Consider the following 19115-nt stretch of genomic DNA (forward strand, 5'->3'; position numbering starts at 1 on the left):
CAAGAAAGTGCGGATGCACGGAGGCGCGCATCCGCAGTTTCTTGCCACTCGGCGGAGGAGGTCCTGCGGCGGACGAGGGCGGACGCGGGCCGGCGCGTGCGGAGGAGGTCCTGCGGCGGACGAGCGGGAGGGCTGGGGCGGCGGGGCGCCGGGCTAGAGCGGGACCTCGCGACCGACCACGATCGTGCGGTCGCGGGGCAGGGCGATGACGTCGAGGGGGTCGGGCGCGAGACGGTCCATGGCGAGGAACAGCATCTGGGCCCACTTGAGCATCCTGCTGCCCCGGTTGTAGCGAGGCACCGGGGTCGAGATGAAGAACACCGCGCGCGAGGCCGCGAAGTCGTCGAGGCAGCCGTCGTCGACGTGCGCCGCCTCCGTGAGCAGCGCCGTCATCTGCGGGCTCTCGCGGTAACCGACCTTGGCGGTGACCTGCACGATGCCGTCGCCGAGCGAGGTCACCGAGATGCGATGCGGCAGCCCGCGGGTCGTCGGCACGTCGACGGTCTTGTAGCTCAGCAGGATGGCGCGCTCCTGCAGGGCATGGTTCTGCGTCACCATCGTGCGCAGCGCGATCGGCACCACGCCGGGGCTGCGCGTGATGAAGACCGCGTCGCCCGGCACGCGGTGCACTGCTCCCCCGCCGCCGAGCAGGGCGGGCAGCTCGTCGAGCGGCATCTCGTTCAGCCGCCGCCCCGCAGCGATCCGCCGCAGCCCCACCCACGACGTCGCCATGACGACGAAGGCCACCGCCCCGAGGGTGAGCGGAAGCCAGCCGCCCGAGGTGATCTTGGGCAGGTTCCCGCCGAGGAAGGCGAGCACCAGCACCAGGATCGCCGACACCACGACCATCCGCAGCGTCCACCTCCGCCCCCGCGCCCACGAGAAGGCGAGATAGATGATCGAGGTGATCGAGATCGTCGCCGTGACCGCGATCCCGTAGGCGGAGGCCAGCGACGCGCTGCTGCGGAACCCGACGACCACGCCGAGCACCGCGACGGCCAGCAGGATCGTGATCGCCGGCATGTAGATCTGTCCCTCGCTCTCGGACGACGTGTGCACCGTCTTCACGCGCGGGAACACGCCGAGGTGCCCGGCCTGGTGGATCACCGAGAAGGTGCCCGAGATCACCGCCTGCGAGGCGATGATCGTGGCGAGCGTGGCCAGCACGACCATCGGCACGAGAGCCCACGACGGCACGAGGCCGAAGAACGACGTGCCCGCCTTCGACGGCTCCCGGAGCGCCAGCGACGCCTGCCCGAGGTAGTTGAGCACGAGCGCGGGGAACACCACGAACAGCCAGGCGCGCGTGATGGCGCGGCGGCCGAAGTGGCCGAGGTCGGAGTAGAGCGCCTCGGCTCCTGTGACCGCCAGCACCACGGCCCCGAGGGCGAGGAAGGCGAGCCCGGGCTGGTCGACGAAGAATCGCACCACCCACGTCGGCGACAGCGCCTGCAGCACGCTCGGGTCCAGGCCGAGCGACGCGGCGCCCGAGACGGCGAGGGCGGCGAACCAGAGGATCATGACCGGCCCGTACAGGCGTCCGATGAAGTTCGACCCGAACTTCTGCAGGGCGAACACCCCGAGCAGGATCACGAATGCCGCCGGAACCACGTACCTCGCGAACCCGGGTTGCACGACCTCCAGCCCCTCGACGGCCGACAGCACCGAGATCGCGGGCGTGATGACGCTGTCGCCGAGGAACATCGCGGCGCCGAACATCGCGACGACGGTGAAGACGCCGACCGTGCGGGCCTTCAGACTGCTGCGGCGGAGCAGGCCGAACAGCGCGAGGAGCCCGCCCTCGCCCCGGTTGTCGGTGCGGAGCAGAAAGCGGACGTAGAGCACCGTCACCACCAGGAAGAGCGACCAGATCAGCGTCGACGTCGCGCCGAGCACGAACTCGGGGGCGGGGCCGCCCGTGGTCCTCGTGTCGATGCCGAAGGTCGTGCTGGCGGCGTAGATGGGGCTGGTGCCGATGTCGCCGAAGACGACGCCGAGGGCCGCCAGGATCGGGCCGACGGCCTTCACCGCGCTGCGGCGGCGGCCGGCGGGGGTGGGGGCTTCGCGCGGGGTGGGCTGCCGATCCTGCGCCCTGACGGCCGCGGTGGCGGGGGTGGTCACAGCAGGCCCTGCTCGCGCTCGGCCTCGGCGACGGCCGTCACGAGGCGGTGCTGCTCGGCGGCGCGGCGCGGTTCGGTGACGTGTTCGCGGGCGAGGGCGTCGGCGAAGGCGGCAGGATCGGCGCCGACCACGTCGGAGAGAGCGTCGCCCCGGCTTTGGGCCGTCTCGAGCCGGGAGACGAGGTCGTCGAGGGCGTCGAGGAGACCGTCGCCGGCCGGGCAGGTCAGGACGAGGTAGCGCTCGATGGCGGTGAACGCGTCGCGGGCCGCCATCGGCAGCTGTTCGACGCGGAGGCGGAGGGCGTGACGGCGGCGGCGGTCGCCGCGGGTCGCGGGGATGTCTGGCATGGTGCGCCTCGAGATGGTCAGGCTCGCTGGAGCCGGCGCCCGTCCGGGCACCACGACGAGTACAGCCCCGACGCGGCTCGGCCGCCGCGATCCTCACGACATCCCTACGGCCCCGCGCGCGCCCCTAACGCTTTCCTTACGTGCGCTGCCCGCGCGCCGCCCGCGCCTCGCTATGTCCGTTCAGTGGCAAAAAACTGCGGATCCGAGTGGCCGCGCATCCGCAGTTTGGTGCCACTCGACGGAGGTGGGCGAGCTAGGGCACCAGCACGAGCTTGCCGTGGGGAGAACCGGAGAGGCTCAGCTCGGTCGCCTCCCGCCAGGCGTCGAGCGGGAAGGTACGCGCGACCGGGATCCGGAACGACCCCTCGGCCATGGCGCGCGCGTACTCCGGAAGGAAGTCACTCGACGGGAACCCTCCCTGCGCCATCAGCGCGTCGATGTTGACGGTCACGCCAGCGGCCCGCGCCTCGTCGTGGTTGCTCACCGTCATGATGCGGGCCGGGTCGCCGGCGATCTCGACCAGCTGCGCGATGGTCCCCGCCTGCGGGCGCGACGCGTCGAGCACGTGGTCGACGTCGCCGCCGACGATCTCCCGCACCCGCGACACCATGCCCTCGCCGTACGGCGTCACCGTCGCCCCGAAGCCCTCGAGATCGGGCGTGAACGTCGGCCCCGCAGTGGCGATGACCTTCAGGCCCCGCCGCAGAGCGACCTGGACGGCGGTGTAGCCGACCATGCCGCCGGCCCCGTGCACGAGAAGAGTGTCGCCCTCCGACAGCCCCATCAGGTCGAGGGTCCACACGGCGGTCTGGAGCACCATCCGCAGGCTGGCCGCGTCGACGGCGCTGAGACCCGACGGCACGGGGAACCACAGGTTCAGGATCGCGAAGTCCGCCGCACCCCCGCTGCTCTGCCCGACGAAGTCCGTCGCCCCGAAGACGAGATCGCCGACCGCGACATCGTCCACACCGTCGCCGACGGCGTCGACCACCCCGGCCACGTCGCAGCCGATGCCGCGCGGCAGGGTGCCCGGCATGAAGCCGCGGCAGAGCTCCCAGTCGGCGGGGTTGAGGCCGGCCGCGGCGACCTTCACGCGGATCGTGCCCTCACCGGGGTCGGGGATCTCGGTCGTCTCGAGGACCAGGACATCGAGGGGCTCGCCGGTCTCGTGGAATCGGACGGTGCGGGATGCGACTGCGCTCATGGGAGTCTCGCTTTCTCTGCGGTTCGTGTAGTGACAGTCGCTGACGCTATCACGTTGTGACAGCGACTGTCACTACGCTAGGCTGACCACGTGCCACGCAGCGGAAGAGAAGCCCGGGAGCGCCTCGAGAAGGCCGCCCTCGCCCTGTTCGCCGAGCGCGGGTTCGACGCCGTGACGACCGCCGAGATCGCCGAGCGGGCCGGCGTGACCGAGCGGACTTTCTTCCGGCACTTCCCCGACAAGCGCGAAGTGCTCTTCGACGGCGAGCGTCGCCTCTCGCAGTGGGTGATCGACGCCATGCAGGCCGTCCCTGTCGACGTGCCGGCGTGGAAGGCGCTGCGGCGCGCCGTCGACGCCGTTGTGCCGCCCCTCGAGGCGAACCGGGCGGAGAGCGACCGCCTCGGGCAGATCATCGCGGTGACGCCCGCGCTGTGGGAGCGAGGCGCGGCGAAAGAGGCTCACCTGGTGGTGCTGGTCGCCGAACTCCTGCTGGCTCGGGGTGTCGCCGACGACGAGGCGGACCTCCTCGCGCGCGTCGGCTGGGGTGCTCTCGCGCACGCGATGAAGACGTGGCGCGCCGATTCTCCGGATGCAGCGCTGCAGCCGCACGTGGATCGCGCGTTCGCCCGGCTGTCGCGGCTCACGGATGCCGCCGTCACGCGCTGACCGCCAGCGATGCGGCGCGTTCGACGCGATGCGGCGTGACGCGTCGCGCCGTGATGCGTGAAACGCGCCGCATCGTGCGCCCGTCGCACCTGGAACTCGACGCCGCGCCCGGAAAGCGACGCCGCGCCCGGAACGCGCCGTCACGCTGGAAAGGTGCCGCATCACGCGGCCTGCGACGTCACACCCAGCGCCTGAAGCCGCCCTCCGACGAGATGACCTGCCCGACGACCCAGCGGCCGGCGTCGCTCACCAGCCACTCGATGAGGCGGGCCGGGTCGTCGGGCTCGCCCATGCGATCGCGGGGGAAGTGCCGCAGCACCTCGTCGTGCGCCTCGGGCGCGAGCGACGCGTCCAGGTAGCCGGTGTTCACCGGCCCGGGATTGATGGTGTTCAGCACGATCCCCCGGTCGATCAGGTCGTTGGCCACCGACACCGTGATGCCTGCCAGCGCCGCCTTCGACGTCGCGTAGGCGATCTCGCCCGACATGGGGCCGGTCTGCTGCCCTGACGTGATCCACACGACGCGGCCACCGGGCCGCTCGTCGTCGTGCTGCGCGGCGAACGCCTGCGTCATGAGCAGCGAGGCGCGCGCATTCGTCTGCCAGTGCGCGTCGAACATCTCCGGCGTGAGGTCGGCGAGGCGCCCGTCGCTGCCGCTCAGGGCCTGATTGCAGACCAGGATGTCGATCGGCCCGAGCGACTCTCGGGCGGCGGCGATCAGGCGGGCGGGGTTCGAGGCGGGGGCGAGGTCGAGCTCGAGGTGGTCGAGCCGGGCTCCTGCGCCCTCGTCGGCACCGGTCGGCAGATGGGTGCGGAGCGCGGCGAGCACGTCGTCGAGCGAGTCGGCGCCGTAGGGCTGCGCGGCGTCGTGGGGCGCCCAGTGCTGCACGAAGACGCTCGCGCCGCGGGCGAGGAGCCTGGATGCGATCGCGAACCCGATGCCCCGGTGCCGACTGACGCCCGTGACGACGGCGGTTCGGCCCGCGAGAGTGTGCTCGTTGCGGAATCGCGCGTCGTCGTCGAAGCTCATGCCCCCACCCTGCCAGGCGGACGGGCCTAGCGCGTGAAGTAGTGCCCGGCGTCGAGATCCTCGATCAGGCGAGGGTGCGTGGGCTCCCAGCCGAGGAGCTCGCGCGTCGCGGCGTTGGGCATCGGCACGTTCATGCCCATGAAGATGAACGGCGCGAAGAACGCGGGCGCCTCGGCCGCGGGGACGCTCACGGCGGGAAGGCCGAGGTGCCCGGCGATGTTCTCGGCGATCCTGCGGACCTCCACGCCCTCGTCGCTCGAGCCGATGAGCTGCGAGCCGGCCGGGGCCTTCTCGAGCGCGAGGCGGAAGAGCACCGCCAGGTCGAGCGTGTGCACGGCCGGCCACACGTTGAGGCCCTCGTCGATGTAGCCCGAGGCGCCCTGGCGCTTCGCGATCCCGATGATCGTCGGGAGGAAGCCGTGCACGTCGCGGTCGCTGTGCGTCACGGGCGGGACGGCCACGAGAAGGGCGCGCACGTCGCGCGACACGAGCTCGAGCACCGCACGGGACACGAAGACGCGCGGGTTCGCCTCGAGGAGCCTGTCGCGCTCGGCGTCACCGGTGCGGGCGATTCCGATGCCGATGAACGTCTTGCCGGTGCCCGCGAGGGCGTCGCCGAAGGCGTTCACGACCGCGGTGTCGGCGTCGACGGCGGTCTGCATGTCGCCCTGCGCGACGCTGCCGTGGTCGAAGGCGAGGTGGATGACGGCGTCGACGTCGGCCGCCGCGCTCGCGAGGAGCGAGAGGTCGTTGACGTCGCCGTGCAGGGCGGTCGCGCCGAGCTTCTCGACGGCGGCGGCGGACGACTCGGAGCGGACGAGGCCGGTGACCTCGTGGCCGTGGCCGATGAGCTCGGCGAGGACGGCCTGGCCGATGTGGCCTGCGGGGCCGGTGACGAGAACGCGCATGATGACTTCCTTCGTGTGATGTGACTCGGTACCGTCACTGTACACCCGTCACGGTACCGAGTCACATCACTTCACGCCGAACCGATAGGCTGGGGGCATGGCGAGATGGGAACCCGACGCGCGTGGCCGGCTCCTGCGCGCTGCTCTCGACCTCTTCGCCGAGCAGGGCTACGAGCGCACGACGACCGCGCAGATCGCGTCGCGGGCGGGCCTCACGAAGACGACGTTCTTCCGGCACTTCCCCGACAAGCGCGAGGTGCTCTTCTACGGCCAGCCGATGCTGATGGAGCTCGCGACGAACGGGGTGCGCGACGCGCCTGCCGATGCCACGCCCCTCGATGCGGCGGCCGCCGGGGTCGACGCGATGGCCTCCGCACACGTCGAGGGTCAGCGCGAGTACGCCCCGCAGCTCGGGGCCGTCGTCGCGGCGAACGACGAGCTCCGCGAGCGGGCGGCGTTCAAGCGCGCGAGCATCGCCGGAGCCATGGCGGACGCCCTCGTCGTCCGCGGAGTCGACGAGAGGGTCGCGGCGCTCGCCGCCGAGCTCGGAGCCCGGGCGTACTACACGGCGTTCGACCGCTGGATCGCGCCCGCCAACACGGAGCCGATGCCCGACCTCGCCCGCACGGCCCTCACCGAGCTGCGCGCCGCTGCCGCCGCCCTCGCCTAGCAGCCCTCCGCCCTCCGCCCCCGCACCACCCCGCCCCCGCGAGTGGCAAAAATCTGCGGATGCGCCTGCCCCCGCATCCGCACTTTCTTGCCACTCACGGCATGCAGGGTGAGGCGCGGCCGAGGGCGGTAGGGTCGGCTCGAGACGACGCTCGCGCAACGACTTCAGGAGGCCCCGTGTCGAAGGTCCGAGTCCACAACTTCGCCATCTCGCTCGACGGGTTCGGCACCGGCGCCGACCAGTCGATGGAGGCTCCCTTCGGCCACGCCGGCGGCCGCCTGATGCAGTGGTTCATGTCGACGCCGACGTTCCGCGCGATGCAGGGCGCCGACGGCGGCACCGAGGGCGTCGACGCCGACTTCGCCGCCCAGTGGGCCGACGGCATCGGCGCCGAGATCATGGGCCGCAACAAGTTCGGGCCGCAGCGCGGCGACTGGCCCGACGACGGCTGGGTCGGCTGGTGGGGCGACGAGCCGCCGTTCCACACGCCCGTCGTCGTGCTCACCCACCACCCGCGCGAGGCCATCGCCGTCGGCGAGACGACCTTCCACTTCGTCGACCAGACGCCCGCCGAGGCGCTCGAGCTCGCCCGGTCGCTCGCCCCCAACACCGACATCAGGATCGGCGGAGGCGTCGACACGGTCCGCGAGTTCCTGGCCGCGGATCTCGTCGACCACCTCCACCTCGTGCAGGTGCCGATCGTGCTCGGCCGCGGAGAACGCCTCTGGGACGACGGTGCCGGCCTCACGCTCGAGGGCCTCGAGGAGCGCTTCGACATCGAATCGACGCCGTCGCCGAGCGGCGTGACGCACTTCGTCTACACGCGCAAGCCGCGCGACTAGCGACCGCGGCGGGCGGGGGCCGGGCGGCCGGGCAGCGGGGCTGCCGCCGGGCGGCCGGTCAGCGCGGCCCGGTGCCTCGGGCGTTGTAGACGGTCGCTGCTCCTGCGCCCACACGCCGGCCGTACTCGGCGAACACCTCGACGGCCTCCGCACGACGCACCCCGTCGACCACCTCGATGCCGCGCGCCTCGAACTGCTCGGCCCAGTCGTCGCGCACCGGGCCCTCGTCGAAGCGGGTCAGGTCTTCGCACTCCGGGCCCGAACCGGCCACGACCAGCCGCTGCACGCCCGACCACATCGTCGAGCCGAGGCACTGCAGGCACGGCCGCCAGTTGTTGATCAGGTCGAGGGCCGGGCGGTCGGCGGCGCCGAGATCCCAGGAGCCGAGGCGCGTCTGAGCCAGCGACAGCGCGACCACCTCGGCATGGGCCGACGACAGCCCCGAGGCCAGCACGACGTTCACGCCGACCGACACGATGCGCCCCGACTCGCGCTCGGTGACGATCGCGGCGAACGGCCCGCCGTTGCCCTCGGCCGGGTTGCGGGAGGCGAGGCGATTGACGAGGCGCATGCGGTCGTCGAGCGTCGGCAGCGACTCCGGCCAGTCGGCCAACTCGTCGGGCACCCAGGCCGGCAGATCGACGGAGAAACTGGTCGCGAGTACCGAGGTGTCCATGGTCTGACGGTAGCGAAGAGCGTGTTTCCGTCGTTTTTCACGGGCGCGGGCGCCGGAGTGGGCCGCAGGGTGGGGGCCGCGGGGCCAGGACGCCCCCACCCGCCCCGCGTTAGCGTGGAAGCATGACCGACGACCCGAACCCGCTGGGCGAGTACCTCCGCGCCCGCCGCGAGCTGGTCACGCCCGACCTGGTCGGCATCCCGGTGCTGGGCGTCCGCCGCGTCGCGGGCCTGCGCCGCGAGGAGGTCGCGATGCTGGCCGGCGTGAGCGCCGACTACTACCTGCGGCTCGAGCAGGGTCGCGACCGAAATCCGTCGGCGCAGGTGCTGGAGTCGATCGCTCGGGTGCTTCAGCTCGACGACAACGCCACGACCTACCTGCTCGGCCTCGCCAGCGGCAGCACGAGCCGCCCTCGCCGCCGCCCCCGCAAGCGGACCGTGCCGATCGGCATCGCGACGCTCATCGACACGATCGGGCTGCCCGCGTTCGTCGAGGACCGCTACTTCGACGTTCTGGCCGCGAACCGTCTCGCCACGGCGATCTCGCCCTGTCTGCGCCCCGGGCAGAACCGGCTGCGCGACGTCTTCCTCGACGACGCCGAGCGAGCTCTCTACCCGCAGTCGCAGCGCGCCGCCGAAAGCCTCATCGCCGGCTTCCGCAGGTCGGTCGGCAGCGACACCGACGACCCGCGGTTCATCGAGCTCGTCGGCGAGCTGTCTCTGGCGAGCCCCGAGTTCCGGCAGCTGTGGGCCCGCCACGACGTCGGGGTTCTGGCCGGCGCGACCGTGACGCTCGACCATCCGCAGGTCGGCGAGCTCACGCTGTTCCGCGAGAAGCTCGGCATCGGCGAGACGGGCGGCATGATGCTCGTGATCTACTCGGCCGAGCCCGGGTCGCCCGACGCCGAGAAGCTGTCGTTTCTCGCGTCCATGTCTGTGGAAGCGAGCCGGTAGACGATGTCCGACCCGACCCTCAGCGCCCTGAACGGCCAAGGCCTGCTGCAGATCGGCGAGCTCCTGCTCGCCTTCGCCCTGTCGTCGCTCGTCGGCCTCGAGCGGCAGCTGCGGGGGAAGCCGGCGGGTCTGCGCACGCAGGCTCTGGTCGGCACGACGTCGGCGCTGCTCCTGCTGGTGTCGAAGTACGGCTTCACCGACGTGCTCGTCACCGGCCACATCGTGCTCGACCCGTCGCGTGTCGCCGCCCAGATCGTGTCGGGCGTCGGGTTCCTCGGCGCCGGCCTGATTCTCACGAGGCGCGGGGCGGTGCGCGGGCTCACCACCGCCGCCGCCGTGTGGGAGACCGCCGCGATCGGCATGGCCGCAGGAGCCGGGCTGTGGCTCCTGGCGCTGATCGTGGTGGCGCTGCACTTCTTGGTCACCTACGGCTACACCGCCCTCTCACGGCGAGTGCTCGGGGGTCAGGACACCGCTGTGCAGCTGGAGCTCGCCTACCGCGACGGCAAGGGCGTGCTCCGCGAGGTGCTCGCCTCGATCACGGAGTCGGGCTGGGCGATCCGCCAGCTGTCGACCGGCGAGCCCGTCGACGAGGAGGGCACGGGCAAGCCGCTCGTGCGCGTCACGCTCGACGTGTCGGGCTCTGGCGACCCCGCGATGCTGCTGCAGCACATGAGCGACGCCCGCGGGGTGAAGTCGGTCGGCTTCGTGGCCCAGGAGGACCTCGACTGAGCCGACTCGCGCGCGAGCCGGCTCAGCCGAGAGGAACGACTAGTGCGACTCGTGCACGAGCCGCACCGGGCCCACGAGCCCGTACGGCTGCGGGCTGGTCTGCTGCGTCTGGTCGATCCCGAGGAACTCGGCCCCGATGTCGTGCAGCTCGTCGTAGTAGCCGCGCGCCAGCAGGCGGTTGTTGAGCGACGACGACACCCGCACTGTGAGCTCATTGGAACCCGACCGCACGAGCGACGTCACGTCGACGACGGGGTGCGAGGTGTCGAACCCGACCGGCTCCGACCCGTTCACCTGCACCGCACCGAGACCGCCCGAGGTCGAGCCCAGATCGAGCAGGATCCGATCGCCGCCCGCCGGCAGCGCTTCGACGGTGAACACGGTCTCGTACGACCCCACGCCCGAGACGTCCGGGCCGACCTCGGCCAGCTCCGTCCACGGGGCGAGCGTGCGCGTCGCCGCGGCCAGAGGAGTAACCGCAGTGAGGGGTTTCACCTCGGTGGTGACGTAGCCCAGCCCGCGATCCTCGGTGATCACCTGCAGCTCGCCGGCGTCCCAGCTCTCGACGGCGATGGTCCAGTCGTCGAGCGTGGCGAGGTCGCGGCGCAGCGGCAGCGACGAGTCGGCGGCCGGCGCGGCGGAACGGTCGAGCGTCACGAGGGCGATCTCGCCCGGGTCCAGCTCGACGGTGATCAGCGTGCGGTCGCCGCCCTCGGGCGTCGAGACGCTCCGCGATCCTGCGACCGGCCGGAGCGCGCCCGACCACGGGTCGAGACGCCAGGGCGTGCCGTGACCGGGCAGCGACACCTCGACCGCGGTCGGCGAGCCGTTGTCGTAGAGGAAGTTGTAGAGGTAGAGGTGCGTGAGGTCGCCGTCGTGCCGGAGGTGGCTCAGCACCGTCGTGTTGTCGGCGGTGAACTCGGCGCGGCCGACCACGCCGAGGTCGCGCAGCGCCTGGAGCGACGCCGCGGGAGAGTCGACCGCGACCACGCTCGGCTGCTGCAGGAGCTCGGCGACCACCTGCGCGAGCTCGTCGTCGCGCCCGTCGAGCCCCGGCGTCCGCGACCCGGCCTTCTCGTGCGTCGTGTACGTGCCCGCCGCGAGGCAGGCGAGCTCGCGCGCGCCGTGCACGAAGACGACCTTGAGCCCCTGCTTCGCCCAGTCGAGCAGGTGCGCGGCGTCGTCGACCTCGAGCGTCGACTGGTAGACGATGAGCGCCTGGTAGCCGGGGCCGCCGGGCTGCACGAGCGTGCCGTCGAACGACACGTCGTCGCGGCGCAGCAGCGAGCCGTCGAAGAACTCGTAGGTCCATCCGGCGTCCTGCATGCCGAGGTCTTCCCACCAGAAATTCTCTCGGTTGCGCATCCACCAGGTGCCGTAGGCGACCTCGTCGGGCCAGCGCTTGCCGTCCGGCCCGCGGAACGTCATGCCCGACGTGTTGTCGGTGAAGTGGTCGGTGCGCAGGATCCCCACGTCGATCCGCGGAAGGCCTCTCCGCAGCAGGTACTGCACCCGGCCCACCGCCGCCGTCCACTCGGGGTAGAACTCCGACGCCGGCTGCCTCGTGTCGAAGCGCTCCGAGAACATGCCCCACATGCCCTCGTGGCCGGGCCAGGTGGTGACGCCCTCGGCTCCTGCGGTCGACGCCCAGCCGTGCAGCACGGTCTTGGTGATGCCGGCGGCGAGCTGCGTCGCGATGATCTGGTCGTAGAAGCGGTGGTTCAGGATGTGGTTGCGCGTCGTCGCACCGGTCTCGGACGAGTACTGCTTGCCGAAGAGGTGCGCCGGCCCGGCGAGCAGACGGTACGCGTCGATCTGCGAGCCGAACTCGAGCGACTCGTTCTCGATGCCGTCGACCTCGGGCCCGGGGCGGGTCAGCTCGAACGGCAGGCCGTACGAGATCTCCGACCGGAGGGTCATGCCGCTCTCACGCAGGAACTTCCCGAACGGGCGCAGCATGTTCTCGATGTAGAGGTCGGTGAGCGTCTTCACGTAGTCGAAGCGCACCTTGTCGATCGTGATCGCGTCGGCGGCCTCGGCGTCCCAGTGGTAGCGGGTCGTGCTGGCCATCATCGGCACCGTCCGCGTGAGGAACGGCAGCCAGGGCAGGATCGAGTACCCGCGCCGCGACTCGAACTCGGCCGCCACCGTGTGCCCCCAGAACAGCCCGCCCGCGCCGTAGACGCTGAGCTCGAGGGAGTCCATGTACATCTGGGCGCGCGGGTTCTTCGCGATCTCGGCGCGGAGCTCGGGCGTCAGGATCACGGTGTCCCAGTAGTCGATGACGGCCTGGGCGCCCTCGGGGTCGAGGTAGGTCACCGTGTAGTTGATGCCGGCGGACGGGGAGGCGGTCTGGCCGGTGCCGTGCGACCAGAAGACGAAGAGCTTCCAGTCGCCGTCGTCGGGGGCCGTGAAGTCGAGGGTGGGCTCCGCGGATCCTGCGCCCTGCACCTGGTCGGTGAGGTCGACGACGCTGTCGACGGAGAGGACGCCCGGCGTGTGGCCGTCGCGCTCGGCCACGACGCGTGCCGCGATCGCGGCGACGAAGTGCTGGTCGTGGATCTCGCCGCGCTCGCCGGGAAGCATGCTCTCGGCGGGCGGCGGCGCGGCCAGGTCGACCTGGGGCAGGGCGCCCGTGCGGCCCGCGCCCGCGGCGAGGTCCTCGACGAGGACGTCGAGCTCTTTGGCGCTCGCGACGTGGTCGGGCGTGATGTTCGGGAGGTTCGCATTCGACCAGTTCGTGCCGGAGGTGAAGCTCACGGCCATGTCGCGCTTCGTCGTCTCCTCGACGACGATCTGCGAGTCGTGCACCCATTCCTCGGCTCCCCAGCCGTAGCGCGAGTGGTCGATCGCCTGCTCGTCCATGGCGAGGAACTCCATGCCGCCGAAGCCGAGGCGGTGCGCGGTGTCGATCTCGTCGCGGAGCGTCGCGTCGGTGTGGAGACCCTCGGCGAGCCACCAGCGGACCTCCGGCCGGAATTCGATGGGCGGATCCTGGAAGTCGCGTCGGATGTCGGCGAGTGCCACGTCGTTCTCCTTCGAACGGGATCAGAACTGTTTGGTTCGGGGTGTGTATAGTCACCCTCGCATGCTTTTGAAAGGATTCAACTCCATCATGGTGTGAGCGTGCAAGAGCGACTCAGGGGATTCGCACTCGCCGCACACGCGGCGCCGCACGTGCCGCAGCCGGCAGTTCAAAGGAGAACGCAATGACAACGAGTGTCGCCGAACAGAAGAAACGGCCCAACGAGTGGTGGGTGGCGGTGATCTCCGGCATGGCGTCGTACATCGACTCGGCCGCGATCGTCTCGTCGGGCACGGCGCTCGTGCTCTACCAGCAGGCGAAGACCGTCAGCGCGACCGAGATCGGCGTGCTCTCGGCGGCCCTCACCTTCAGCATCGCCATCGGCGCGCTGTCGGGCGGGCGTCTCGGCGACCTGTTCGGGCGTCGCAGCGTGTTCCTCGCGACGATGACGATGGTCGTGATCGGATCCGGGCTCCTGGTGCTCGCCAACGGCTACGTGCTGCTGTTCGTCGCGACGGTGCTCGTCGGCCTGGGCACGGGCGCCGATCTGCCCGTGTCGCTCGCGACGGTGTCGGAGGCGGCCAGCGACAAGTCGCGCGGCAAGCTCGTGTCGTTCTCGCAGGTGCTCTGGTACGGCGGAATCCTCGGCACGTACATCATCTCGTCGATCGTCGGAGGCATGGGGCGCACCGGCGGCCAGATCATGTTCGGCGCGGTCGGCGTGATCGCGCTGCTCGTGCTGATGTTCCGCCTCACGATCCCCGAGTCCGACAAGTGGACCGGCGCCCGCGACGAGAAGCGGTCAGGAGCGAAGACGCTGCGCTCCGAGCGCGTCGGAATCCGCGACGTCTTCAAGCAGCGGATCTACCTCGTGCCCTTCCTGGCGCTGCTCGTCTTCTACACGCTCACCAACCTCGGCGCGAACACCGGTGGCCAGTTCGGCACCTACGTCGCCGTGAACGTCGTGCACATCTCGGTGCAGCTGAACTCGCTGATCAACCTCATCGGCGTTCCGGTCGGGCTGCTGCTCGCGCTGCTGTTCACCCGCATCGCCGACACGCGGCTGCGGATGCCGTTCTTCATCGGCGGCGCGATCTTCTACGTGATCGCCTTCGGCGCCCCGCTCGTCATGGGCTTCTCGTTCGCCACGCTGATCGTCATGCAGTTCGCCAACGCGATCGGCGGCGCCTTCGCGTTCGAGGCGATCATGAAGATCTGGAGCCAGGAGTCGTTCCCGACGCTGCTGCGCTCGTCCGTGCAGGGCACGATCATCGCCGTGGCGCGTGTGGCCGCCGGTGCGCTCGCTCTCGTGACGCCGTCGCTGCTGACGATCCCGCTGACGATGTACGCGATCCTCACGGCCGTCGTCTTCGTCGGGCTGCTCGTCGGCTACCTGGCGTTCCGCAAGGCGCGCTTCAACGCGTTCACGGTCGAGGCGAAGGACCTCGACGAGGCGCGGGCGGAGCTGCGCGAGGCCGGCATCCTGCGGCCGTAGGCGGTCCTGCCGGCCCGCCGTCCCGTCGTGTGCGGGGGCCCGTCGGCCTCAGCGGTCGGCGGGGTCGATCAGGTCGAAGACGATCACGTCGTCGAGCAAGGGCCCGACGAAGGCCTTGTAGGCGTCGTGGGCGGCGCAGAAGTAGGCGGGGTCGGTGACGACGGGCTGCCCGACGTAGTAATTGCGGTCGCCCTCCGACGCGAACGTCACGATGAAGCCCAGGTCGACGACGTGGTCGGTGTCTTCGGGCGACGTCTGCGGGCCCGCGACGATCGACACGACGTAGGGGGCGCCGTCGTGGCGAGGCGCGTCGGCGAGTGCCCGGAAGCGGGCTTCCGCCTGCTCCTGCGCCGCCTGGTCGACGCCCTCGCGGAAACGGAACAGCACGACGTGCCGCACCAGCCCCGGTCGGTAGTCGCGGGCGGTCACCTCGGCGGCCTCGGTGCCGGTCAAGTTGCGGGTGGTCAGCGAGACGGTCGTCATGGGGCCACGCTAGCGCTCGCGTGCGTCGGGAGGATTACGCGGGAGTAGCGTCGGCTGCATGCCCGCTCTCATCGACACGTTCACCCTGTCCAACGGCGTCACGATCCCGAAGATCGGCTTCGGCACGTGGCAGATCCCCGACGGACCCGTCGCCTACGACTCGGTGGCCGCAGCCCTCGAGGCCGGCTACCGCCACATCGACACCGCCCGCGCCTACGGCAACGAGGCCAGTGTCGGCCGCGCGATCCGCGACTCGGGGATCCCGCGCGACGAGATCTTCGTCACGACCAAGCTTCCCGCCGAGGTGAAGAACGCCGACGCCGCCCGCGCCAGCTTCGAGACGACGATGTCGGCCCTCGAGATGGACTACGTCGACCTGTACCTGATCCACGCGCCGTGGCCGTGGAACGACATGGGCTCCGACCACCGCGCCGGCAACATCGAGGTCTGGAAGGTGCTCGAGGAGGTCTACGACGCCAAGCGCTCCCGCTCGATCGGCGTGTCGAACTTCAACGTCGCCGACCTCGAGAACCTGGCCTCGGCGACCGACATCACGCCGCACGCGAATCAGATCCGGTGGTTCGTCGGCTTCACGCAAGGCGACACGACCGCCTACTGCAAGGAGCGCGACATCCTCGTCGAGGGCTACTCGCCGCTCGCGACCGGCGCCATTCTCGACAACGCCGACGTGGCCTCGATCGCGGCGAAGTACGACAAGAGCGTCGCGCAGCTCTGCATCCGCTACCTCCTCGAGAAGGACGTCCTGCCCCTGCCGAAGACCACGACGCCGTCGCGCATCGTCGAGAACGCCGACGTCGACTTCGTCATCTCGGGCTCCGACCTCGAGTTCCTCGACGGGCTGACCGACACGACCGCGTAGGCGGCTGGAGGCGGGCCAGCCGCCCGCCTCACGCTGCGCGATTCCGGGCGACTTCACGCACTCCGGGCGATCGCGTTCGCCCGGGGTGACGGAAGTCGCCCGGACTCCGCCCGGCTACAGCGACGTCATCCCGCCGTCGACCCGGAAGATCGCCCCCGTGGCGAACGACGACTCGTCGCTCGCGAGATAGACCATGATCCCCTCGACGTCCTCGGGGCGGCCCGGGCGGCCGAGCGGCGTGCGCGAGACGATCGCCGCCCGCGACGACGGATCGCCCGAGATAGTTGTCACGAGCGGCGTCTCGGTGTAGCCGGGAACCACCACGTTGGCGCGCACGCCCTGCCCCGCGTACGCGGCGGCGACGGTGCGAGCCATGCCGTGGATCCCCGCCTTCGTGGTCGAGTACGCCGTGAAGTCCTGACCCTCGCCGTTGAGACCCGTGGGGCTTCCGGTCAGGATCAGCGACCCTCCCCCGTGCTCGACGAACCCGCGAACCGCATGCTTCACCGTGAGGAACGTGCCGGTCAGGTTGACATCGACGGTCGCCTTCCACACGTCGAGGTCGAGGTCGGCGGCCTTCGCGTCGCGCCCGAACAGCTGCACGCCGGCGTTCGCGACCACCACGTCGAGCGTCCAGCCGCGGTCGGCGACGGCCGCGTACGCCGCGGTGACCGACTGCTCGTCGGTGATGTCCATGTCGATGGCGAGGGCCTCGGCTCCTGCGCCAGCCGCCTCGAGTGCGGCCTGGGCGGCCGTCGCGGCGCCGGGCTGGTCGCGGTCGGCGAAGGCCACCCTCGCCCCCTCGGCGACGAACCGGGTGGCGACCTGCCGGCCGATGCCGGAGGCCGCCCCCGTCACGAGGATCTTCTTGCCGGTGAGTCTGTCGGTCATGTCATCTCCGTCGATGGTGGCTGTCGTCGTCGGCGTGCGACTGGTGCACCGCCTGCCGCCACCCTAACCGGTTGACCGATTTCGACGCTATCCGCCAGGACCTCGATCATCTGGTCGATCACGCCGTTACCCGAGCGCGAGACACCCTCGGCCCGACGCGAAGGGGGCCACACAGGGCCTGGCGGCGTCGGTTCGAGGGTGTCTCGGCGGGCTCGCGGCGCGGGGCGGCGCGGGGCGGCGCGGCGCGGCCGCTACGCGAGGGCGTTCAGAGCGGAGAGGGCCTCGTCGTCGAGCGTGAGCGCTGCTCCTGCGACGTTGTCGCGGAGGTGCGCGACGGACGACGTGCCCGGAATCAGCAGGATGTTCGGCGATCGCTGCAGCAGCCAGGCGAGGGCCACGGCCATCGGCGTCGCCCCGAGGCGGGTCGCGACGTCGTCGAGCGTCGACGACTGGAGCGGCGAGAATCCGCCCAGCGGGAAGTACGGCGCGTACGAGATGCCCTGCGCGGCGAGCGAGTCGATGAGCGCGTCGTCCTGCCGATTGGCGAGGTTGTAGAAGTTCTGCACCGTCACGATCGGCGCGATCGACTGTGCCTCGGCGATCTGCTCGGCGTTCACGGTGCTGACTCCGAGGTGCTTGATGAGCCCCTCCTGCTGCATCGCAGCGGCCGCCTCGAAGGGCCCGGCGATCGACCCGGGAGTCGGGCTGTCGAAGCCTCCGACGCGCACGTTCACGACGTCGAGCTGGTCGAGACCCAGGTTCGTCAGGTTGCTCTCGACCTGCTCGCGCAGCGACTCGGGGCTGTGCGACGGGATCCAGTTGCCCTCGTCGTCGCGCACCGAACCGATCTTCGTGACGAGGTGGAGGCCGGCGGGGTAGGGGTGCAGCGCCTCCTTGATGAGGCGGTTGGTGACGAAGGGCCCGTAGAAGTCGGACGTGTCGATGTGCGTGATGCCCATTTCGACCACGGTCCGGAGCACGCGGAGAGCCTCGTCGTGGTCCTTCGGCGGCCCGAACACGTGCGGGCCGGCGAGCTGCATCGCGCCGTAGCCCATGCGCGTGACGGTGAGGTCGTCGGCCATCGTGAAGGTGCCGCCGGGAAGAGCGGGGAGTGCGTCTGCTGCTGTCGCGTCTGTCATGCCCTCCACTCTGCGCCCGCTGCCTCGGGGCAGGCAGAGCCCCGGTCGTCCCTAGGAGCGAGGGGACCAGGATCCGACGGTCGCCGCACCCACGCCGGGCGTACCCTTCCGCCATGGCCGACGCCACGTCTCTCTACGAGGCCGCGGGCGGTGCCGAGGGTCTCCTCGCGCCCGCGGAGGCCTGGCACGCGCGCTGCCTGGCCGACCCGGTCGTGAGCCACGCCTTCTCGCACCCCGGGCAGCACCCCGATCACCTGCGTCGCTTGGCCGCCTACTGGGGCGAGGCGCTCGGCGGGCCGGCCGTCTACTCGTCGTCGATCGCCGACGAGAGCTTCGTCGTACGGCTGCACTCCGGCAACGGAGAGCACCGCGACATGGACGACCGCGCCATCGCGTGCTTCGAGGGGGCCATCGCCGACGTGGGGCTCGACCGTGACGCGGCGGTCGGAGCCTCTCTCGTGTCGTACTTCGCGGCAGCCACTCGGCGGCTCGCCGAGCATCCGGCCGGGGTCGCGGGGATCCCGGACGGGCTGCCCGTGCCCCGATGGAGCGTCAGCGGCCCGGGGTAGCCTGATCGCGTGGACCAGTCACGCATGAACGTCGAATCCTTCAACCTCGATCACCGCACCGTCGAGGCTCCCTACGTGCGCCTCGCCGACCACAAGGCGCTCCCCACGGGCAGCGTGATCGACAAGTACGACGTGCGCTTCACCCAGCCCAACCAGGCCCACCTCGAGATGAAGACGGTCCACTCGATCGAGCACCTCTTCGCCGAGTACTCGCGCAATCACAGCGACGAGGTCATCGACTTCTCGCCCATGGGCTGCCAGACCGGCTTCTACCTGACGCTGCACGGCGAGCCCTCGTACGACGACGTGCTCACTCTGATCGAGGCGACGATGCGCGACATCCTCGATGCCACCGAGGTGCCCGCGGCCAACGAGGTGCAGTGCGGCTGGGGCGCGAACCACTCGCTCGAGGGGGCGCAGGAGGCAGTCCGCGGCTTCCTCGCCGAGCGCGACGGGTGGAGCACGGTCACGGCGTCGTCGGCGG

Annotated in this window: 18 protein-coding genes and 1 pseudogene; 9 read left to right on the top strand and 10 right to left on the bottom strand. The window is 70.9% G+C overall.

The genetic code is table 11. The annotated features are described in order from the left end of the window. Positions 1-153: 153 nt before the first annotated feature. The 3 genes from C8E83_RS15380 to C8E83_RS15390 all read right to left on the bottom strand — a co-directional run bounded on the left by C8E83_RS15380 (position 154) and on the right by C8E83_RS15390 (position 3672). Entirely contained in the window at positions 154-2121 is a 1968-nt protein-coding gene (locus C8E83_RS15380; protein ID WP_121370818.1) for a KUP/HAK/KT family potassium transporter, read from the bottom strand. Continuing rightward, positions 2118-2468, bottom strand: coding sequence for a DUF1048 domain-containing protein (locus C8E83_RS15385; protein WP_121370820.1), 351 nt, complete (start codon positions 2466-2468; stop codon positions 2118-2120). The genes C8E83_RS15380 and C8E83_RS15385 overlap by 4 nt, the downstream gene beginning before the upstream one ends. 253 nt (positions 2469-2721) lie before the next feature. Beyond that, positions 2722-3672, bottom strand: a complete 951-nt coding sequence (locus C8E83_RS15390; RefSeq protein WP_121370822.1) for an NADP-dependent oxidoreductase — start codon at positions 3670-3672, stop codon at positions 2722-2724. A gap of 90 nt (positions 3673-3762) precedes the next feature. Here C8E83_RS15390 and C8E83_RS15395 point away from each other — a divergent pair, with 90 nt between their 5' ends. Continuing rightward, on the top strand, positions 3763-4338 hold the full coding sequence (locus C8E83_RS15395; protein WP_121370824.1) for a TetR/AcrR family transcriptional regulator: 576 nt from the start codon (positions 3763-3765) through the stop codon (positions 4336-4338). A gap of 178 nt (positions 4339-4516) precedes the next feature. On the opposite strand, the gene C8E83_RS15400 is transcribed toward C8E83_RS15395, so the two are convergent. Next, a complete protein-coding gene (locus C8E83_RS15400) occupies positions 4517-5368 on the bottom strand; it encodes an SDR family oxidoreductase (protein WP_121370826.1) in 852 nt (283 codons plus the stop codon). Between the two features lie 26 nt (positions 5369-5394). After that, positions 5395-6276 (bottom strand): NAD-dependent epimerase/dehydratase family protein, encoded by an 882-nt coding sequence (locus C8E83_RS15405; RefSeq protein WP_121370828.1) that lies wholly within the window; start codon positions 6274-6276, stop codon positions 5395-5397. Positions 6277-6373: 97 nt separating this feature from the next. Between C8E83_RS15405 and C8E83_RS15410 the strand changes: the two genes are divergently transcribed. Both C8E83_RS15410 and C8E83_RS15415 read left to right on the top strand, forming a co-directional pair. Next, positions 6374-6946: a TetR/AcrR family transcriptional regulator gene (locus C8E83_RS15410; protein WP_121370830.1), complete on the top strand. Its 573-nt coding sequence runs from the start codon at positions 6374-6376 to the stop codon at positions 6944-6946. A 176-nt stretch (positions 6947-7122) separates the two neighbouring features. Beyond that, positions 7123-7788, top strand: coding sequence for a dihydrofolate reductase family protein (locus C8E83_RS15415; RefSeq protein WP_121370832.1), 666 nt, complete (start codon positions 7123-7125; stop codon positions 7786-7788). 58 nt (positions 7789-7846) lie between these two features. Here the strand turns inward: C8E83_RS15415 and C8E83_RS15420 are convergent, their stop codons facing one another. Continuing rightward, complete coding sequence (locus tag C8E83_RS15420) at positions 7847-8464, bottom strand: nucleoside deaminase (protein ID WP_121370834.1); 618 nt, start codon at positions 8462-8464, stop codon at positions 7847-7849. Between the two features lie 122 nt (positions 8465-8586). Here C8E83_RS15420 and C8E83_RS15425 point away from each other — a divergent pair, with 122 nt between their 5' ends. Both C8E83_RS15425 and C8E83_RS15430 read left to right on the top strand, forming a co-directional pair. Next, positions 8587-9417 (top strand): helix-turn-helix domain-containing protein, encoded by an 831-nt coding sequence (locus tag C8E83_RS15425; protein WP_121370835.1) that lies wholly within the window; start codon positions 8587-8589, stop codon positions 9415-9417. Between the two features lie 3 nt (positions 9418-9420). Beyond that, positions 9421-10149 (top strand): MgtC/SapB family protein, encoded by a 729-nt coding sequence (locus C8E83_RS15430; protein WP_121370837.1) that lies wholly within the window; start codon positions 9421-9423, stop codon positions 10147-10149. Positions 10150-10188: 39 nt separating this feature from the next. Here the strand turns inward: C8E83_RS15430 and C8E83_RS15435 are convergent, their stop codons facing one another. Then, on the bottom strand, positions 10189-13176 hold the full coding sequence (locus tag C8E83_RS15435; RefSeq protein WP_121370839.1) for a glycosyl hydrolase: 2988 nt from the start codon (positions 13174-13176) through the stop codon (positions 10189-10191). Between the two features lie 182 nt (positions 13177-13358). On the opposite strand from C8E83_RS15435, the gene C8E83_RS15440 reads away from it, so the two are divergent. After that, positions 13359-14669: an MFS transporter gene (locus C8E83_RS15440; protein ID WP_211331712.1), complete on the top strand. Its 1311-nt coding sequence runs from the start codon at positions 13359-13361 to the stop codon at positions 14667-14669. Positions 14670-14717: 48 nt separating this feature from the next. Here the strand turns inward: C8E83_RS15440 and C8E83_RS15445 are convergent, their stop codons facing one another. Further along, positions 14718-15152, bottom strand: a complete 435-nt coding sequence (locus tag C8E83_RS15445) for a Dabb family protein (protein ID WP_121370841.1) — start codon at positions 15150-15152, stop codon at positions 14718-14720. A gap of 58 nt (positions 15153-15210) precedes the next feature. Between C8E83_RS15445 and C8E83_RS15450 the strand changes: the two genes are divergently transcribed. Further along, positions 15211-16032 carry an aldo/keto reductase gene (locus C8E83_RS15450; RefSeq protein ID WP_121370842.1) on the top strand — a complete coding sequence of 274 codons (822 nt, stop codon included), beginning with the start codon at positions 15211-15213 and terminating at the stop codon, positions 16030-16032. A gap of 114 nt (positions 16033-16146) precedes the next feature. On the opposite strand, the gene C8E83_RS15455 is transcribed toward C8E83_RS15450, so the two are convergent. Beyond that, positions 16147-16923, bottom strand: coding sequence for an SDR family NAD(P)-dependent oxidoreductase (locus C8E83_RS15455; protein ID WP_121370844.1), 777 nt, complete (start codon positions 16921-16923; stop codon positions 16147-16149). 251 nt (positions 16924-17174) lie between these two features. Beyond that, positions 17175-18062 (bottom strand): oxidoreductase, encoded by an 888-nt coding sequence (locus tag C8E83_RS15460; RefSeq protein WP_121371940.1) that lies wholly within the window; start codon positions 18060-18062, stop codon positions 17175-17177. A gap of 113 nt (positions 18063-18175) precedes the next feature. Between C8E83_RS15460 and C8E83_RS15465 the strand changes: the two genes are divergently transcribed. Next, on the top strand, positions 18176-18631 hold the full coding sequence (locus tag C8E83_RS15465; RefSeq protein WP_121370846.1) for a globin domain-containing protein: 456 nt from the start codon (positions 18176-18178) through the stop codon (positions 18629-18631). 24 nt (positions 18632-18655) lie between these two features. After that, positions 18656-19105: pseudogene (locus C8E83_RS15470) on the top strand (S-ribosylhomocysteine lyase); the annotation flags it as partial. Positions 19106-19115: the final 10 nt, after the last annotated feature.

It is taken from the genome of Frondihabitans australicus (genome assembly GCF_003634555.1).
Classification (GTDB): Bacteria; Actinomycetota; Actinomycetes; order Actinomycetales; family Microbacteriaceae; genus Frondihabitans; species Frondihabitans australicus.